The 15,123-nt window shown below is 35.1% G+C and carries 17 protein-coding genes; all 17 read left to right on the plus strand.

All coding sequences use genetic code 11. The annotated features are described in order from the left end of the window. Positions 1 to 79 precede the first annotated feature (79 nt). Positions 80 to 1,264, plus strand: a complete 1,185-nt coding sequence (trpB, locus tag C7958_RS02670; RefSeq protein WP_111571125.1) for a tryptophan synthase subunit beta — start codon at positions 80 to 82, stop codon at positions 1,262 to 1,264. Next, positions 1,257 to 2,051, plus strand: coding sequence for a tryptophan synthase subunit alpha (gene trpA / locus C7958_RS02675; protein ID WP_111571126.1), 795 nt, complete (start codon positions 1,257 to 1,259; stop codon positions 2,049 to 2,051). Before trpB ends, trpA begins: the two co-directional genes overlap by 8 nt. A gap of 239 nt (positions 2,052 to 2,290) precedes the next feature. Then, positions 2,291 to 2,773: a hypothetical protein gene (locus tag C7958_RS02680; protein ID WP_111571127.1), complete on the plus strand. Its 483-nt coding sequence runs from the start codon at positions 2,291 to 2,293 to the stop codon at positions 2,771 to 2,773. A 201-nt stretch (positions 2,774 to 2,974) separates the two neighbouring features. Continuing rightward, positions 2,975 to 3,508 carry a flavodoxin domain-containing protein gene (locus C7958_RS02685; protein ID WP_111571128.1) on the plus strand — a complete coding sequence of 178 codons (534 nt, stop codon included), beginning with the start codon at positions 2,975 to 2,977 and terminating at the stop codon, positions 3,506 to 3,508. A gap of 187 nt (positions 3,509 to 3,695) precedes the next feature. Next, the gene (locus C7958_RS02690; protein ID WP_111571129.1) at positions 3,696 to 3,857 is read left to right on the plus strand and encodes a DUF1328 domain-containing protein; all 162 of its coding nucleotides are present in this window, start codon (positions 3,696 to 3,698) and stop codon (positions 3,855 to 3,857) included. A gap of 125 nt (positions 3,858 to 3,982) precedes the next feature. After that, entirely contained in the window at positions 3,983 to 4,579 is a 597-nt protein-coding gene (locus tag C7958_RS02695) for a DUF1349 domain-containing protein (RefSeq protein WP_111571130.1), read from the plus strand. A 175-nt stretch (positions 4,580 to 4,754) separates the two neighbouring features. Then, positions 4,755 to 5,546, plus strand: coding sequence for a S41 family peptidase (locus tag C7958_RS02700; protein ID WP_133960262.1), 792 nt, complete (start codon positions 4,755 to 4,757; stop codon positions 5,544 to 5,546). Positions 5,547 to 5,626: 80 nt separating this feature from the next. Beyond that, complete coding sequence (locus C7958_RS02705) at positions 5,627 to 6,817, plus strand: serine hydrolase (RefSeq protein WP_111571132.1); 1,191 nt, start codon at positions 5,627 to 5,629, stop codon at positions 6,815 to 6,817. Continuing rightward, positions 6,807 to 7,427 carry an alpha/beta fold hydrolase gene (locus C7958_RS02710; protein ID WP_166668442.1) on the plus strand — a complete coding sequence of 207 codons (621 nt, stop codon included), beginning with the start codon at positions 6,807 to 6,809 and terminating at the stop codon, positions 7,425 to 7,427. Before C7958_RS02705 ends, C7958_RS02710 begins: the two co-directional genes overlap by 11 nt. Positions 7,428 to 7,628: 201 nt before the next feature. Next, positions 7,629 to 7,832 (plus strand): cold shock domain-containing protein, encoded by a 204-nt coding sequence (locus C7958_RS02715; RefSeq protein WP_013406635.1) that lies wholly within the window; start codon positions 7,629 to 7,631, stop codon positions 7,830 to 7,832. A 282-nt stretch (positions 7,833 to 8,114) separates the two neighbouring features. Then, positions 8,115 to 8,315, plus strand: a complete 201-nt coding sequence (locus tag C7958_RS02720; protein ID WP_208107117.1) for a cold-shock protein — start codon at positions 8,115 to 8,117, stop codon at positions 8,313 to 8,315. 216 nt (positions 8,316 to 8,531) lie between these two features. Then, complete coding sequence (typA, locus tag C7958_RS02725) at positions 8,532 to 10,337, plus strand: translational GTPase TypA (protein WP_111571134.1); 1,806 nt, start codon at positions 8,532 to 8,534, stop codon at positions 10,335 to 10,337. 242 nt (positions 10,338 to 10,579) lie between these two features. Next, positions 10,580 to 11,521 carry an NADP-dependent oxidoreductase gene (locus tag C7958_RS02730; RefSeq protein WP_111571135.1) on the plus strand — a complete coding sequence of 314 codons (942 nt, stop codon included), beginning with the start codon at positions 10,580 to 10,582 and terminating at the stop codon, positions 11,519 to 11,521. A 241-nt stretch (positions 11,522 to 11,762) separates the two neighbouring features. After that, on the plus strand, positions 11,763 to 12,335 hold the full coding sequence (locus tag C7958_RS02735; protein ID WP_111571136.1) for a rubrerythrin family protein: 573 nt from the start codon (positions 11,763 to 11,765) through the stop codon (positions 12,333 to 12,335). An 87-nt stretch (positions 12,336 to 12,422) separates the two neighbouring features. Further along, positions 12,423 to 12,779 (plus strand): desulfoferrodoxin family protein, encoded by a 357-nt coding sequence (locus tag C7958_RS02740; protein ID WP_111571137.1) that lies wholly within the window; start codon positions 12,423 to 12,425, stop codon positions 12,777 to 12,779. A 157-nt stretch (positions 12,780 to 12,936) separates the two neighbouring features. Then, positions 12,937 to 14,085 carry a carbohydrate kinase family protein gene (locus C7958_RS02745; RefSeq protein WP_111571138.1) on the plus strand — a complete coding sequence of 383 codons (1,149 nt, stop codon included), beginning with the start codon at positions 12,937 to 12,939 and terminating at the stop codon, positions 14,083 to 14,085. 22 nt (positions 14,086 to 14,107) lie between these two features. After that, the gene (locus tag C7958_RS02750) at positions 14,108 to 15,025 is read left to right on the plus strand and encodes a pseudouridine-5'-phosphate glycosidase (protein ID WP_111571139.1); all 918 of its coding nucleotides are present in this window, start codon (positions 14,108 to 14,110) and stop codon (positions 15,023 to 15,025) included. The last annotated feature ends 98 nt before the right edge of the window (positions 15,026 to 15,123 follow it).

Consider the following 15,123-nt stretch of genomic DNA (forward strand, 5'->3'; position numbering starts at 1 on the left):
ACCGATTTAAAAATAAAAACCTGATTCGAAACTATAAATCGAAATCAATAATTTTCAAAAAATGAAAGGAGTAGAGAAGATGAGCAGAGGTTATTTTGAAGAATTTGGGGGACGTTTTGTCCCGGAAACTCTAATGCCGGCTCTGGACGAGCTGGAAGAAGTATATTTAGAGCTGAAGGATGATCCAAAATTTATTAATCAATTAAAGTCACTGCTTGCTGATTACAGCGGCAGACCGACTTCTTTATATTATGCTGAACAGCTGACTAAACACTACGGAGGAGCAAAAATTTACTTAAAACGTGAGGATTTAAATCACACCGGAGCTCATAAAATTAATAATACATTAGGTCAGATTCTGCTGGCCAAAAAAATGGGTAAAAAGAGAATTATTGCTGAGACTGGTGCCGGACAGCACGGAGTGGCAACAGCAACAGTAGCAGCCCGCTTCAACTTAGACTGCGAAATCTATATGGGTGCTGAAGATATAGAGCGGCAGGCACTTAATGTCTATAAGATGGAAATGCTGGGGGCAGAGGTTATCCCGGTGACCAGTGGAACTCAGACTTTAAAAGATGCTACAAACGAAGCAATTCGTGACTGGGTAACAAATGTTGAAGATACCCACTACATTATTGGTTCTGTAGTTGGTCCCCATCCTTATCCGGAAATGGTTCGGGATTTTCAGCGAATAATTGGTGATGAAACAAAAAGGCAGATTAAAGAAAAAGAAGGCAGATTACCGGACTATATTTTAGCCTGTGTTGGAGGCGGCAGTAATGCGATGGGAATTTTTTATCCTTTTGTTGAAGATAAAGAAGTGAAGTTAGTCGGGATTGAAGCTTCCGGGAAGGGAATAGACAGCGGCCAGCATGCAGCTACTTTAACTGCCGGTCGGGTTGGAGTTTTACACGGCAGCAAATCCTATCTGCTGCAGGATGACGGTGGTCAGATTATCCCGGCCTATTCAATATCTGCCGGGCTTGATTATCCGGGGGTTGGCCCGGAACACAGTTATTTAAAAACCATTGAACGGGTAGATTACCAGTCAGCAACTGATATGGAAGCTGTAGCAGCTTTTAAACTATTAAGTGAAAAAGAAGGTATCATCCCTGCTCTGGAGAGTTCTCATGCCCTCTCATACTTAGAAAAACTTGCTCCAGAACTTGATCAGGATCAGATAATAGTGGTTAATCTTTCCGGTCGGGGAGATAAAGATATTAATAATTTTAAGAAGATCAGGGAGGCAGAAAAAGATGAATAAAATAACAGCACAATTTGAGAACAAAAACCCTTTAGTCACTTATATCAGTGGTGGTGATCCCAGTCTGGAGATGACCGAGAAACTGATATATAAACTGCAGGCTGAAGGTGTAGATATTATTGAACTGGGGATTCCCTTTTCTGATCCGCTGGCTGATGGCCCGGTGATTCAGGAGGCTTCTCAAAGAGCTTTAAAGGCAGGCACAACTTTAAAGAAGCTGATTGCAAAGGTTAATCAAATCCAGGATCAGGTTGAGGTACCGCTGGTTTTAATGGGCTATTATAATTCAGTTTTAAATTACGGCGAAAAAGAATTTGCCCGAGATATTTCTGAGGCTGGAATCTCAGGTGTAATTATTCCGGATCTGCCGGTTGATGAGAAAGCAGAACTTTCAGAGCATCTGGCTGATTACGGGATTTCTCAGATCATGCTGGTAACTCCCAATACCTCAGATCAGCGCTTAAAAGAAATAACCGCTAAAAGTTCAGGTTTTCTTTACTGTGTTGCCCATCTGGGAACTACAGGTGATGATAAGCAGGGAGTGTATCCTGGTCTGGAAAACTACCTTCAGCGGGTCCGCAAAACTGCCGGAGATTTACCGCTGGGACTTGGCTTTGGGATTGATGGCCCGGAAAAAGTAAAAAAAATAATTGATTATCCGGATGGAATTATTATTGGAAGTGCTCTGATAAAAGCTATTCAGACAGGGAATACAGAGGCAGAAATGTTGGACAACGCCGGTGAATTTGTAAGTAATATAAAACAGGCAATGATCGAAGAAAATTAAATAAATAGAGCTAATTCAAATTTATATAAATTTTTTTCTTGATAAACCCTCCTTAAAAAGGCCAGATTGATTCTGGTCTTTTTTGTTCTTCAGGAGTAATTGAACTTTTTATGGAAGAGAAAAATTATTTTACAATATATAATAATTATAATATACTTTACTTAAGTGATTACACAAATGATTAGAGGTTTGCTTTAGGCTTTTTGAATTTAAAATATTACAATTGGAGGAGAGATAATATGGAAGATTATATGGAAAACCTTAAAGAAAGAGTAGATAAAAAGATAATGGATATTTTTTCTGCTGGTTATGAGGCTCATTATATGCTGAAAAAGGTTTTGAAAGATGATACCTTATTTGTAGAAAATAAAGATATCATCGATGTTATTTTTATAGAAAGAGAAGAAGTTAGCGGAGGTAGTGATTCTTCCACAAAACCATATGAACCAGCTAAAGTAATTATTGCAACTACTTATGGGATTCTTTTTTTAGAAGAGGGTTTTAGAGAAATAAATGATAATTTACTTGGTTACAGGTTGAAAAAGACTTATTATAATAAAATTGATAGTGTAGAATTGGATATCTGTCTTTTAAATGGTAGTTTTAGGGTTTATAGTGGTGGTAATGTGAGTTCGGAAATTGAGTTTTCTACTGCAAAATATTTCAAAGAGTTTGAGGAATTCATGAGTATTATTCACGAAAATATTATGGAAAATAAATAGAAGTAGTGGAAGTACTAAAAACTTAATATTGTATAAAGGCATCAATTTAAATTTTGAGGCTGTCAAAATTAACTTATATTTGGCAGGCTCTTTTTTTTAATATATAATAATCTTTCATTGAAGCAGGAAAAAGAAAAGCAAAGGTTAATTATAGAAATATAAAGATAATAAATACATTTATTAAGAAAAGAGGTTAGGGAAATGAAAACTCTGATTGTCTACTGGTCTAAAACTGGTTTTGTCAAAAAATACGCAAAATGGCTGGCTGAAGAATTGGAAGCAGATATTATTTCAGGGGAAGAGATAACAGAAGATAAGCTAAAAGAATATGATGGCTATATCTTTGGCGGCAGTCTTTATGCTGTTGGGATCAATGGTGCAGATTTTATTAAAGAAAATATCAAACACCTGGAAGCTAAAAAAACTGCTGTTTTTGCAACAGGAGCTTCTCCGGCAAAAAAAGAAATTATTGAAGAAGTAAAAAATAAAAACTTTAGTCCTGAAGAACAGAAATGTTTTAAATTTTTCTATCTCCGGGGCGGCTTTGATTACAGCAAATTAGGATTTAAGGATAAAGTATTAATGAGTATTATGAAGTGGAAACTAAATAGTAAAAAGAAAAAAGGCGAAGAAATGACAGCAGAAGAAAAAGGAATGCTGGCTGCTTTTGATAACCCGGTGGATTTTACCGATAAAGAAAATATTGAAGAGATAATTTCTTATTTTAAAGAATAAAGTTTATAAATTAAATTGTAGTGTATTATACATAATTACCAAATCCTTATTTATTTACATACCCTTAATAAAATTGAAAAAAGATTGAAATAAAATATAATTTTACAAAAGTTAGAGATTTTTTAGATATTTAAATATTATAATAAAATTAGACTATTATAATGAAAGATAAAAGGAGGAAATAAAAATGTTACAATATGCCATTATATTTTTTGTGATTTCAATTATTGCAGGTATTTTTGGTTTTAGAGGTGTAGCAGGCACTACTCAATCAATCGCAAAATTTCTTTTTGTTTTATTCCTTATCCTTTTTGTCTTAACACTTTTATTTGGCAGTGCTATAATTTGATCAAAGTTAAAAAAGCCCTATTTAAACAATAGGGTCTTTTTATTAGCTAGGAAATTATACCTAAAAGGAGATTTTAAATTTATGGCTAAATATTTTAATAAGAACTTAAACTGGAGGCTAAAACAATGAGAAAAATAAAATTAGATAAAAGTATTTTTAATGATTTTTACTGGTTAAATGAGCCTAAAAAATATTATTTTGAAAATGAACTGGTGATTGAAACAGAACCGCAAACAGATTTCTGGCAGAGAACTCACTACAGTTTTGAAAATGATAATGGTCACGCTCTGCTTACTAATTTTAGTGATGACTTTTCTTTTTCAGCAAAATTTAAATTTGAACCGCAAACTAAATATGATCAGTGTGGTATAATGGTGAGAATTGACAGTGAAAATTGGATTAAAATCTCTACCGAATATGAAAATCAAGAAATCAGCAGGCTGGGTTCTGTAGTTACTAATCTTGGCTATTCTGACTGGGCAACAGAAGATATAGGCTCAGAAGTTAACTCACTCTGGTACAGAGTTAGTAAAAGAGGGAATGATTTTTTAATTGAAAACTCTTTTGACGGCAGTAAATGGTCACAGATGCGGATTACCCACCTGCATCAGGATTTTGAAGAAATAAAAGTTGGAGTTTATGCCTGCAGCCCTAAAAACAGCAGTTTTAAAGCCAAAGTTGTGGAAATGAATATTGACGATAATCACTGGGAAGCAAAATAAATATTTAATTATCTTATGTCATACTCTTTAAGGCTGATGCCGTGAGGTGATCAGCAAAACTATCCTTTTTTTAAGATTCAGGAAAGGCAAACAGGTTATAATTGGTTAGAGCACAGGAGTGAATTTGAATCTATGATTAGTTCAGCCCAAAGCCCTGGGGAGTTTTTTCTTGCGGTTGAAAAAATTGTATTCAGCCTGGCTGGATAAGATTAAAAGTTCCCAGACAAATAAACAAAAAACGAAATCAGTTAAAGAAAATTCACGAGAGTTAAAATTGGAAATTATGCAGGAAAACAAAATTGCTTATCTTAAACTTCCAAGTTTTAGTCAGGATAGGGTAAAAAAAGATAAGAAGGAGCTATTTAACTTTTATAAAAAAATAAAGGATTATTCATTTTTAATTATAGATCTCAGGGGGAATTCCGGAGGTTCTGATTTTTACTGGATGGAAAATATTGTAGGACCTTTGACTAATGAAACTATTAAATTCAAAAGATATTCTACTTATAAGGGTGGTAAATATTCAATGCCCTTTATCAAGGCCAGGGTGGATCAATTATTTTCAATAAGTAAACTACCCAAAAAGCCCAGTTACCCGCCAGAGGTTAAAAAAAGCTTTAAATATTTTAGTCAAGAAATAGTAAAAATTGAACCTAAAAATTTAGCCAATTACAATGGCAAAATCTATGTTTTAACTGATGAAGATAATTTTTCTGCTGCTGAAAGCTTTGCTATGTTTTGCAAGTCAACCAATTGGGCTGCACTAGTTGGAGAAAAAACAGGTGGAGATGGAGTAGGCTTTGATCCTATTTTTTATATGTTACCCAATAGTGGACTCTTAATTAGATTTCCTATTGCTATGGGTTTAAATTCAGATGGAAGTGCAAATTATGAAAAATGTACGGTGCCTGATATAAAAACAGGACAGCCATTAAAGAAGGTTTTAGAACTTACTAACAATAATTAAAACTGGATCCAGACAAATAAAAAATGTATAATTAAATAAAAGGAATTGATAGCCAAAATTAATATTTGAGGTGAGATAAGATGAGGGTTTATTTATTAGTTGCAATTCTGATTTTTTCCTTATTTATTTCTACGACAGTTCTGGCAGTTTCGGAAGAGGAAGTCTTAAAAGATATTTTCAGAGTGGAAGCAGATAATCTGGAATCACTTTTTGCTGCTTCTTTTTTGGAACAGGTTTCTTTAAATCAGATAGAAGCAATTGTCAATCAGTATGGTGGTGCTCTGGGGGCGGTCCAAGCGGTAGAAAAAAATGAATCTGGATATAGTCTGCAGTTTGAAAGGGGAACTGCTCCGGCCCAGATAAGTTTAAACGAAAAAGACAAGATAATTGGACTCTGGTTTGGTAATTACACTCTGGCAGAAGATAATCTGGATGCTATTCTAGCAGATCTAAAAGAACTTCCTGGTCAACTTTCAATTTCGGTAATTAAAAATAATCAGGAAAAAGTATTTAGTTATCATGATCAGAAAAAATTAGCTGTTGGATCGACCTTCAAATTACATGTGTTAAAGAAATTGTATGATCAACTTGAGGCAGCTGATAAAAATTGGAGTGAGGTAGTTGAGTTAGAGGAGAAAAATAAGTCTCTAGCTTCTGGTATTTTACAGGACTGGCCTTCCGGTACACCATTGACTTTGAGAACTTTAAGCAATTTAATGATTTCTCAGAGTGATAATACAGCTGCAGATCATTTAATAGATTATCTAGGTAGAGAAAAATTAGAGACTGGTCTGGATGACCTCAATCTTCCATTTTTAAAGACCAGAGAGTTTTTTATTCTAAAATTTTCTGATGATAATCAGCTGCGTCAGGAATACTTAAATTCAAATCTGGAGGAAAAAAGAGATGTCCTGGCTGAACTTTCCGGACGCAATCTTGAAAATATTTCAGTCGGAAATGAACCAGTTTTGATTGAAGATCTGGAATGGTATTTTAGTACTGAAGAATTAGCTGGATTGATCTATGAGTTAAAAGATGCTCCAGAAATTAAAATTAATTCTGGCCTGGTTGATAAAAATAACTATTATTTAGCCGGTTACAAAGGTGGCTCAGAACCAGGGGTGCTGCAATTTACCCATCTACTTCAGAAAACAGAGAATGCTGATATTTATGCCGTTTCGCTGACAATTAATAACAGTGAAAAAGCAGTTGATAGTCAAAAAGCAGCTCAGCTGACAGCAAGATTAATTTCTGCTGTGGTTGGTCTTTAAATTTATTAATTATCAGCTAGATATTGATAAAGTCAATTTAATCGGTGTTTCTGCAGGGGGACCAACTGCTATTTATCTGGCAGCAAATTATCCAGCGAGAGTTAAAAAGTTGGTTCTAGAGTCTGCAGCTGCCAGGGCCTGGGTAACTAAAAAAGATTTAGAATATAATGTAGGGAAAATTATTTTTAACCCTGAATTCCAGAGAATAACCTGGTTTTTGCTGCGTAAAATTGCCAATAACTTTCCCGATTTTTTTGCGAGAATATTTTTGCCACGATTTTCTACCCTGCCCAAAAGTGAAGTGATGGCTAGAATGGATAACAGCGATACAACAGAATTAGTTAAAATGATTAATCGTTATGGTTCAGATGAGGGATTTATCTATGATTTTGAGCATCAGACCGAAAAAGAGGTGCTGCAGAAAATAGATGTTCCTACTCTAATTATGCACAGTAAATATGATAAATCAGTTTCTTTTGAGCATGCAGAATATGCGGCAGAGAATATAAAAAACTCAGAAATATACTCTGATGATTTCTGGGGACATTTAATCTGGATCGGTAGAAATAAGAAAAATAGAGATAATAAACTACTGAATTTTTTAGTTTAAAATCATCGCTGAAGTCAATCAGAGTACAGCTCTACTCTCTATAGATAAGTTAAAAACAAGCAGAAATAAAGAATAAAAGAGAGAAATACTAAAATAATTTTAAATAATCCTTGACAGTGAGATATCAGAATGCTATACTATGGGAGATGGAGAAAAAACAAGTAAGAGTTCCATCGTTAAAAACTAGGAGGAATTTATTTAATGATTTACACAGGAACAGTTAAGTGGTTTGATGGGAAAAAAGGTTTTGGCTTTATTGAAAGAGAAGACGGAGACGACGTGTTCGCACACTTCTCAGCTATTGAAGAAGAAGGTTTCAAAAACCTTGACGAAGGTCAAGAAGTAGAATTTGAAATCGTAGAAGGCGACCGCGGCCCACAAGCTGCTAACATCGTTAAATTATAAAGCAAATAAAAGTTTTATGAATTTAAGGCTCTGTTCATTAATTTGGACAGAGCTTTTCTAAACAAATTGCTTTATATTAATCGAAGTTAAAATCGGATTCAAAATTGTAATTTAGAATACAAAATGTGTTTGAGCGGCTAAACACCGGTCTATAAAAGAGAAAATTAATGTTTTTTAAAAATAATGGTTGACAGAAGCATTTTATAATGCTAAACTGTAAAAGATGGAAAACAAAAAACAAGTAACACTTCCATCGTTAATAATAGGAGGAATAATTTAATGATTTACACAGGAACAGTTAAGTGGTTTGATGGGAAAAAAGGTTTTGGATTTATTGAAAGAGAAGATGGAGACGACGTGTTCGCACACTTCTCAGCTATTGAAGAAGATGGTTTCAAAAACCTTGAAGAAGGTCAGGAAGTAGAATTTGAAATCGTAGAAGGCGATCGCGGCCCACAAGCTGCTAATATCGTTAAGTTATAAAGCAAATAAAAGTTTTATAATAGAATTGAAAGCCCTGATTGCTTTTTTAAGTGGTCAGGGCTTTTTTGATTATAATAGAAAAATTGTAATATTTTTATATTACTGCATTATTATAGACAAAAGTTTTATATTTTTTTGGTTGAACGTTAGTGAATATGAATAAGTATAGAAAATAAGGAAGTTAAATTTAACTTTATAAGGGAAAGGGTTTTTAGTGTGGATAAAAGAGAAATAATAAATTTAGCGGTTATTGCCCATGTTGATGCTGGTAAATCAACCCTTGTTGATGCTTTTTTAAATCAGAGTGGAGTTTTTAGAGAAAACGAAGAAGTTGTAGACTGTATAATGGACAGCAATGACCTTGAACGCGAACGTGGAATTACAATTTATTCCAAAAACTGTGCTATTGAGCACAATGGAGTTAAAATTAACATTGTTGATACTCCAGGTCATGCGGATTTTTCTTCCGAGGTAGAACGGGTTATTAAAGCCGTGGATTCTGCAATTTTAATTGTAGATGCAACTGAGGGTCCAATGCCCCAGACCAGATTTGTCCTTAAAAAATCTTTAGAAAAAGGCATTAAACCGATTGTCTTTATTAATAAAATTGATAAAAATAATCAGCGGGCAGAAGAGGTACATGATGAGATCATTGATCTTTTTATCGAGCTTTCTGCAGATGATAATCAGTTAGAATTCCCTGTAATTTATGGAATTGCAGTGGAAGGAAAAGCATTTTTTGAGCTGGATCATGAGAGTGAAAACCTGGATCCGCTTTTTGAAACAATTATTGAGAGTGTTGACAGTTATCCAGATTTAGATAATGAGCCACTGCAGATGCAAATTTATGACCTTGCTTATGATGATTATCTTGGAAGAATGGGTATTGGTCGAGTTTATAAAGGAACACTCAAAGATGGACAGCAGGTAGAAGTTTACAAGCGTGATGGTTCTACTAAAAAGGGTAAAATTACTAAACTATCTGTATACGAAGGTTTAAAACAGAATGCGGTTGAGGAAACTCACAGTGGAGAAATTGTATCGATTGCCGGTTTACCGGATATCTCGATTGGAGAAACAGTCTGTGAGGTAGGTAAAGTTGATCCACTGCCAATGATCGAAATCGCCGAGCCAACTCTGGCCATGTATTTTCTGGTCAATGATTCACCATTTGCCGGTCTTGATGGTGACTACCTGACAACCCGTCATCTTAAAGCACGTCTGGAAAGAGAATTAGAAGTAAATGTTGGGCTGCGGGTTGAAAAAGCCGAGAATACCGAAGCTTTTAAAGTTTCCGGTCGTGGTGAGCTGCACCTTTCAATTTTGTTAGAAAATATGAGGCGTGAGGGTTATGAGGTTTCTGTTTCCAAGCCCGAGGTTTTAATGAAAGAAATTGACGGTAAAAAACATGAGCCGATTGAAAAAGTAATGGTTGAGCTGCCGGAGAAATATTCTGGAACTGTAATTAATAAATTGAATCAGCGGAAGGGAATTATGCAGTCTATGATGCCCGAAGGTGATTATGTACATTTAGAATATCTGGTACCAACTAGAGGCTTAATTGGTTTTAGAAGTGAATTTATCAATGATACCAGTGGGGAAGGTACTCTGATCCGTTCATTCGAAAAATATGAACCCTTTAAAGGTGAGGTTCCAAAACGTAAAAATGGTGTTTTGATTTCCAATCAGGAAGGAACTGCCATGGGTTATGCACTTTCTAATCTGGAAGATAGAGGCCAGATGTTTATTGAACCTGGAACCAAAGTTTATGAAGGAATGATCATTGGTTTACACAACCGTGATAATGACCTGACAGTTAATGCCTGTAAAAACAAGAAGCTGACAAATGTTAGAGCTTCTGGTTCTGACGATTCTATTAACCTGGCACCTGCCAAAAAGTTCACCTTAGAGCAGGCACTGGAGTTTATAGAAGATGATGAACTGGTAGAAATCACACCGGAGGCAATTCGTCTGCGCAAAAAGATTTTAGATGAAAAAACGAGACTGAGAAATAAAAAATAAATTTTGTTTAGTATCAATTAAATAAAAATGAATTTTGAGTTTCTTTTCATCCGACTGGAGTCAAATCTGGTCGGTTTTTTTCATTTTTAAAAAATCAATCTGCTGCTATTTGACCAACAATTAAAATATTGACATTAGATAGTAGATATGATAATTTTAACTTGATAATAATAATCACTCTCATAAAACTAAAAAGTTTTAAAAGTAAAGTACTATAAATAACTAAAAGAAGGTGTTAATTAATGAAAGCAATTGTTATTAATCAATATGGTGATAAAGAAGAATTAACAGAAGAAGAGTTAGCAAAACCGGAACCTGAAGCTGATGAAGTTTTAATTGAAGAACATGCTGCAGCAGTTAATCCAATTGACTGGAAATTAAGATATGGTTATCTAAAGGAAAAACTGAGCTTTGATTTTCCCATTGTGTTAGGCTGGGATGTAAGTGGGACAGTTGCAGAAGTTGGAAAAGATGTAAGTGCTTTTGAGAAAGGAGATCGGGTTTTTGTTCGACCTGAACTTACAAATAGAGGTGCCTATGCTGAATATACGACTGCCAGAGAGGATTTAGTAGCCAGAATGCCAGATAACATTGATTTTAAAGAAGCAGCTGCAGTTCCTCTTGCCGGGCTAACTGCTTATCAATGCCTGGTAAATGTTGGTGAACTAGACTCAGACCGCAAAGTATTGATTCATGCTGGTGCTGGTGGTGTTGGTAGTTTTGGGATTCAAATAGCTAAGAGTCTGGGTGCCTATGTTGCAACCACAGGCAGCACAAAAAATGTAGAGTTTTTAAAGTCCCTGGGCGCTGATGAAGTCATTGATTATACTAAAGATGACTTTTCTCAGATCCTTGAGGATTATGATCTAGTTATTGATACTCTTGGAGGAGAAATCCAGGATAAAAGCCTCAATATTTTAAAGGAAGGTGGAATGCTGGTTTCGATTGTTGAAGAACCTGATCACAAAAAAGCCAATGAGCTTGGTGTAACAGCTAAATTACACTGGTTAATACCTGATGGAGAAGAACTTGCTGAACTGGCTGAAATGATGGAAAATGAAACTCTAAAACCAGTTGTAGGATCAGTCTTTCCATTTTCAGTACAGGGAGTTAAAGATGCTCATGAGTTAAGTGAAACCCATCATGCCAGAGGAAAAATCATTATTGAAATCCGTTATTTGTAAGTTTTTTCTTTTTGACCTGGTTTAGCGAATGAAAAAAATTACTAATAAAACATTAAAATTAAGTTAAAATTTAACTATTTTAAATTTTAAAGCAGGAAAATTGATTTTTAGATAGAAATAATATATTAAGTGGAAGTATTCTGTTTTACTGAAATTTATCAGTAATTGTTCTTGACAGAACTTATTTTAGGATGCTATACTATTAACAGGAATTATTATTAATAATTGGAGGTATGTAAAAATGGTAAAAAATGATCAGACGGCTCAAAATTTACGTTCCGCATATGCTGGAGAAAGTATGGCTTATCAGCGCTACATAGCCTGGGGCAGAAAAGCAAAAGAGGAAGGCTTCGAAAATGTAGCTCTACTTTTTAAAGCGATTGCAAATGCTGAACAGGTTCATGCTGGAAATCACTTTGAAGCACATGGAAATGTTGACGGAGGCTTTTTAGTTGCCGGTGGAGGAGAATTTGGCTATGGAACAACTTCCGAAAATCTTGTTGGTGCTATTGCAGGTGAAGAAGGCGAAATTGAGCAGATGTATCCTTCCTATAGTTTAGTTGCTAAAGATCAGGGAGAATCGGATGCAGTACGTTCATTCCACTATTCTTTAGAAGCTGAGCAGATTCATGCTAAACTTTTCAGAGATGCTAAAGAACATGTTGATAATGGCGAAGATATTGAATTAGAATATGTTAGTATCTGTCAGGTTTGTGGACATACAGTTGTTGATGATCTACCGGATAAATGTCCTGTTTGTGGAGAGCCTAAGTCGAAATTCCGAAAGTTTACCAAACAAATAGTTGCTGAGTAATTAAATTGGATTTTTTAAATCACTTTCAATTTAGGAAGTTGATTTAGTTAATTAAATAAACAACAAAACTATAAGGAGGAATTTTTAATGGGTTACTATGATCTTAAAAAGTTAGAAAACACTGGTGAAGACAAGACAGCCTTGGAGAAAAAACATGTTCCTTATATTCAATGTCCTGATAAAGTTCAAAAAGGCGAATATTTTGAGGTAACTGTTACTTTTGGTAAGGAAATCACTCATCCAATGGGACCAGATCACTATATTCAATATTTTGATCTCTATGCTAATTATGCAAGTCTGGCAAGAGTAGATTTTACACCTGATATGAAAGCAGAAGCTACTCTAACACTTAAGTTAGAGGAATCCTGTGATTTAAATGTATATGCATTCTGTAATTTACATGATCACTGGGAAGGTTCCAAATCAATTGAAGTTGTAGAGTAAAAAAACATATAATTTAATCTAAGTATTTAAATGCCGCCCCTAGTGGGCGGTTTTTTGTAGTTTTAAAGAGAAAATTTAAAAAAAGATTTACAAAATCAAAATAATCTGTTATACTTAATTTAAACTAAAATTTAGTTACTTAAATAAATATTTAAAAATGGAGGTGCTGGCAATAGATAAGTTAACTGAAAGGGAGAAGGAAGTTCTGGAACTAATCAAAAAAGATGCCACAGTCAGCAGAGAAGAAATAGCAGATCAGCTTGCTATTTCTGAATCGGCTGTAGGTACTTATATTCATCACTTGAGCAGCAAGGGCTATCTTCTGGGCCGGGGATATATTACTGCTCCCGAAAAAAAGGTTGTTGTTGTGGGAGGGGCTAATCTTGATATCAAGGGTTACAGTCCCAATTATATCAAAGGAAGTTCCAGCCCGGGCTGGATAGAAGAAAGTTCTGGTGGTGTTGGGAGAAATATTGCAGAAGATCTGGCGCTTCTGGGTCAGGAAGTAGTTTTACTGACCACAATCAGCAGTGATCACTTTGGTCAAAAATTAAAAGAAGAAACAAAAGATGTAGGGGTTGATATTTCACATTTTAAAATCACCTCAGCTCAGGAGTATAAAACTGGAGTTTATCTTGCCCACCTTGATCAAAATGGAGATTTAATCGGAGCTGTAAATGATATGCGGATTTTAAAAGAAATTGACCGTAATTATCTGCAGGAAAAGAGAAAAATCATTGAAACTTCAGCTATGATTATTTTTGATACAAATTTAGAGCAGAGTACTATTAACTTTTTAGTTGAGCTCTGTTCAGAAAAGAAAATGACAAAAATTGCTGATGCAGTTTCAGTCGAAAAAGCGCTTAAATTAAAGGGTAAGTTAGAATCTCTTGATTATCTAAGAGGGAATCTGGATGAAATCGAAGTAGCAATGGATATTGTAAAAATTGAAGAAACTGAGAAAGCTCAAAAATTAGAGATTGTTGATAGAATTGATCGGATTAAGAATTATTACGAAAAGAATCAATATCTGCCGGAACTTGTGATTAGTGCGGGTAAAGATGGTGCTTATTATATCAGCCGTCAGGACGGTAAAGTAAAATTAAAACACTTTAATGCAGTAGAAATTAACAGTGAAGAAATTGTCGAAACAACTGGGGCTGGAGATGCACTTACAGCCGGTCTAGCAGCAGGAATTATGAATAAATATTCTGTCGCAGAAGCAATTGAACTGGGGATTAAGGCATCTGCTCTGACGGTAAAATCGGAACTGACATGTAATCCTGATCTGGCTGAACTAAAATAAACTACAATATGGAGGTAATATAATGAAAAACTTAGAAAAATATTTAGAAATTAAAGATGAGGTTAAAGAGGCACTTGCAGCTGGCAAACCGGTTGTGGCCTTAGAATCTACAATTATAGCTCACGGGATGCCCTATCCACAAAATATAGAAACAGCATTGGAAATTGAAGATATTATTAGAGACAATGGTGCGGTTCCAGCTACAATTGGAATTATTGACGGTAAAATAAAAATTGGTTTAACTAAAAAAGAAGTTGAGTTTTTAGGTGAATCAGACGAAGTAATCAAAGTCAGCCGCCGTGATCTACCGGTAGTTCTGGCCGAGAAAAAGCATGGTGCAACTACTGTTGCCGGGACAATGATTGCAGCTGACCTGGCTGGAATTAAGATTTTTGTGACCGGTGGAGTTGGAGGAGTACACCGGGGAGCCGAAAAAAGTTTTGATGTTTCTGCTGATTTAGAGGAATTAAAAAAGACTTCAGTTGCTGTAATTGCAGCAGGAGCTAAATCAATACTTGATCTTGGTTTGACCCTGGAAAAATTGGAAAGCTTTGGAGTTCCTGTTCTGGGTTATCAGACAGAAGAACTGCCGGCATTTTACAGCCGTCACAGCGGATTTAACTGTGACTATAAATTGGAGAGTCCGGAGCATACAGCAGATATTTTAAAAGCAAAGTGGGAACTTGGATTAGAAGGTGGAGTTTTAATTGCCAATCCTGTTCCAGAAGCAGATGAAATTGAATACTCTGTAATCAACGAAAAGATTGAGCAGGCATTAGCAGAAGCAGAAGAGCAGGGAATTAGCGGTAAAAAATTGACTCCCTTCTTACTGGATAGAATTAAAGAAATTACAGATGGCCAGAGTTTAGAAACCAATATTGCTCTGGTTAGAAATAATGCAGTAGTTGGTGCGAAAATAGCAAAAGCTTTTTCCAATTAATCCAGGTACCGTTAACCACCCGATTTATGTCAACAATTGTCGAAAGCCACCGTTAATCCGGTGGTTTTTCGTGATTTAAGAGCATTTTTGACAAAAGA

This window comes from Halanaerobium saccharolyticum, assembly GCF_003259895.1.
GTDB classification, from domain to species: Bacteria; Bacillota; Halanaerobiia; order Halanaerobiales; family Halanaerobiaceae; genus Halanaerobium; species Halanaerobium saccharolyticum_A.

Coding starts and splice junctions, on each gene's coding strand:
- trpB (WP_111571125.1), top strand. CDS start 80: ATGAGCAGAGGTTATTTTGAAGAATTTGGGGGACGTTTTGTCCCGGAA.
- trpA (WP_111571126.1), top strand. CDS start 1,257: ATGAATAAAATAACAGCACAATTTGAGAACAAAAACCCTTTAGTCACT.
- C7958_RS02680 (WP_111571127.1), top strand. CDS start 2,291: ATGGAAGATTATATGGAAAACCTTAAAGAAAGAGTAGATAAAAAGATA.
- C7958_RS02685 (WP_111571128.1), top strand. CDS start 2,975: ATGAAAACTCTGATTGTCTACTGGTCTAAAACTGGTTTTGTCAAAAAA.
- C7958_RS02690 (WP_111571129.1), top strand. CDS start 3,696: ATGTTACAATATGCCATTATATTTTTTGTGATTTCAATTATTGCAGGT.
- C7958_RS02695 (WP_111571130.1), top strand. CDS start 3,983: ATGAGAAAAATAAAATTAGATAAAAGTATTTTTAATGATTTTTACTGG.
- C7958_RS02705 (WP_111571132.1), top strand. CDS start 5,627: ATGAGGGTTTATTTATTAGTTGCAATTCTGATTTTTTCCTTATTTATT.
- C7958_RS02715 (WP_013406635.1), top strand. CDS start 7,629: ATGATTTACACAGGAACAGTTAAGTGGTTTGATGGGAAAAAAGGTTTT.
- C7958_RS02730 (WP_111571135.1), top strand. CDS start 10,580: ATGAAAGCAATTGTTATTAATCAATATGGTGATAAAGAAGAATTAACA.
- C7958_RS02735 (WP_111571136.1), top strand. CDS start 11,763: ATGGTAAAAAATGATCAGACGGCTCAAAATTTACGTTCCGCATATGCT.
- C7958_RS02740 (WP_111571137.1), top strand. CDS start 12,423: ATGGGTTACTATGATCTTAAAAAGTTAGAAAACACTGGTGAAGACAAG.
- C7958_RS02745 (WP_111571138.1), top strand. CDS start 12,937: ATGGAGGTGCTGGCAATAGATAAGTTAACTGAAAGGGAGAAGGAAGTT.
- C7958_RS02750 (WP_111571139.1), top strand. CDS start 14,108: ATGAAAAACTTAGAAAAATATTTAGAAATTAAAGATGAGGTTAAAGAG.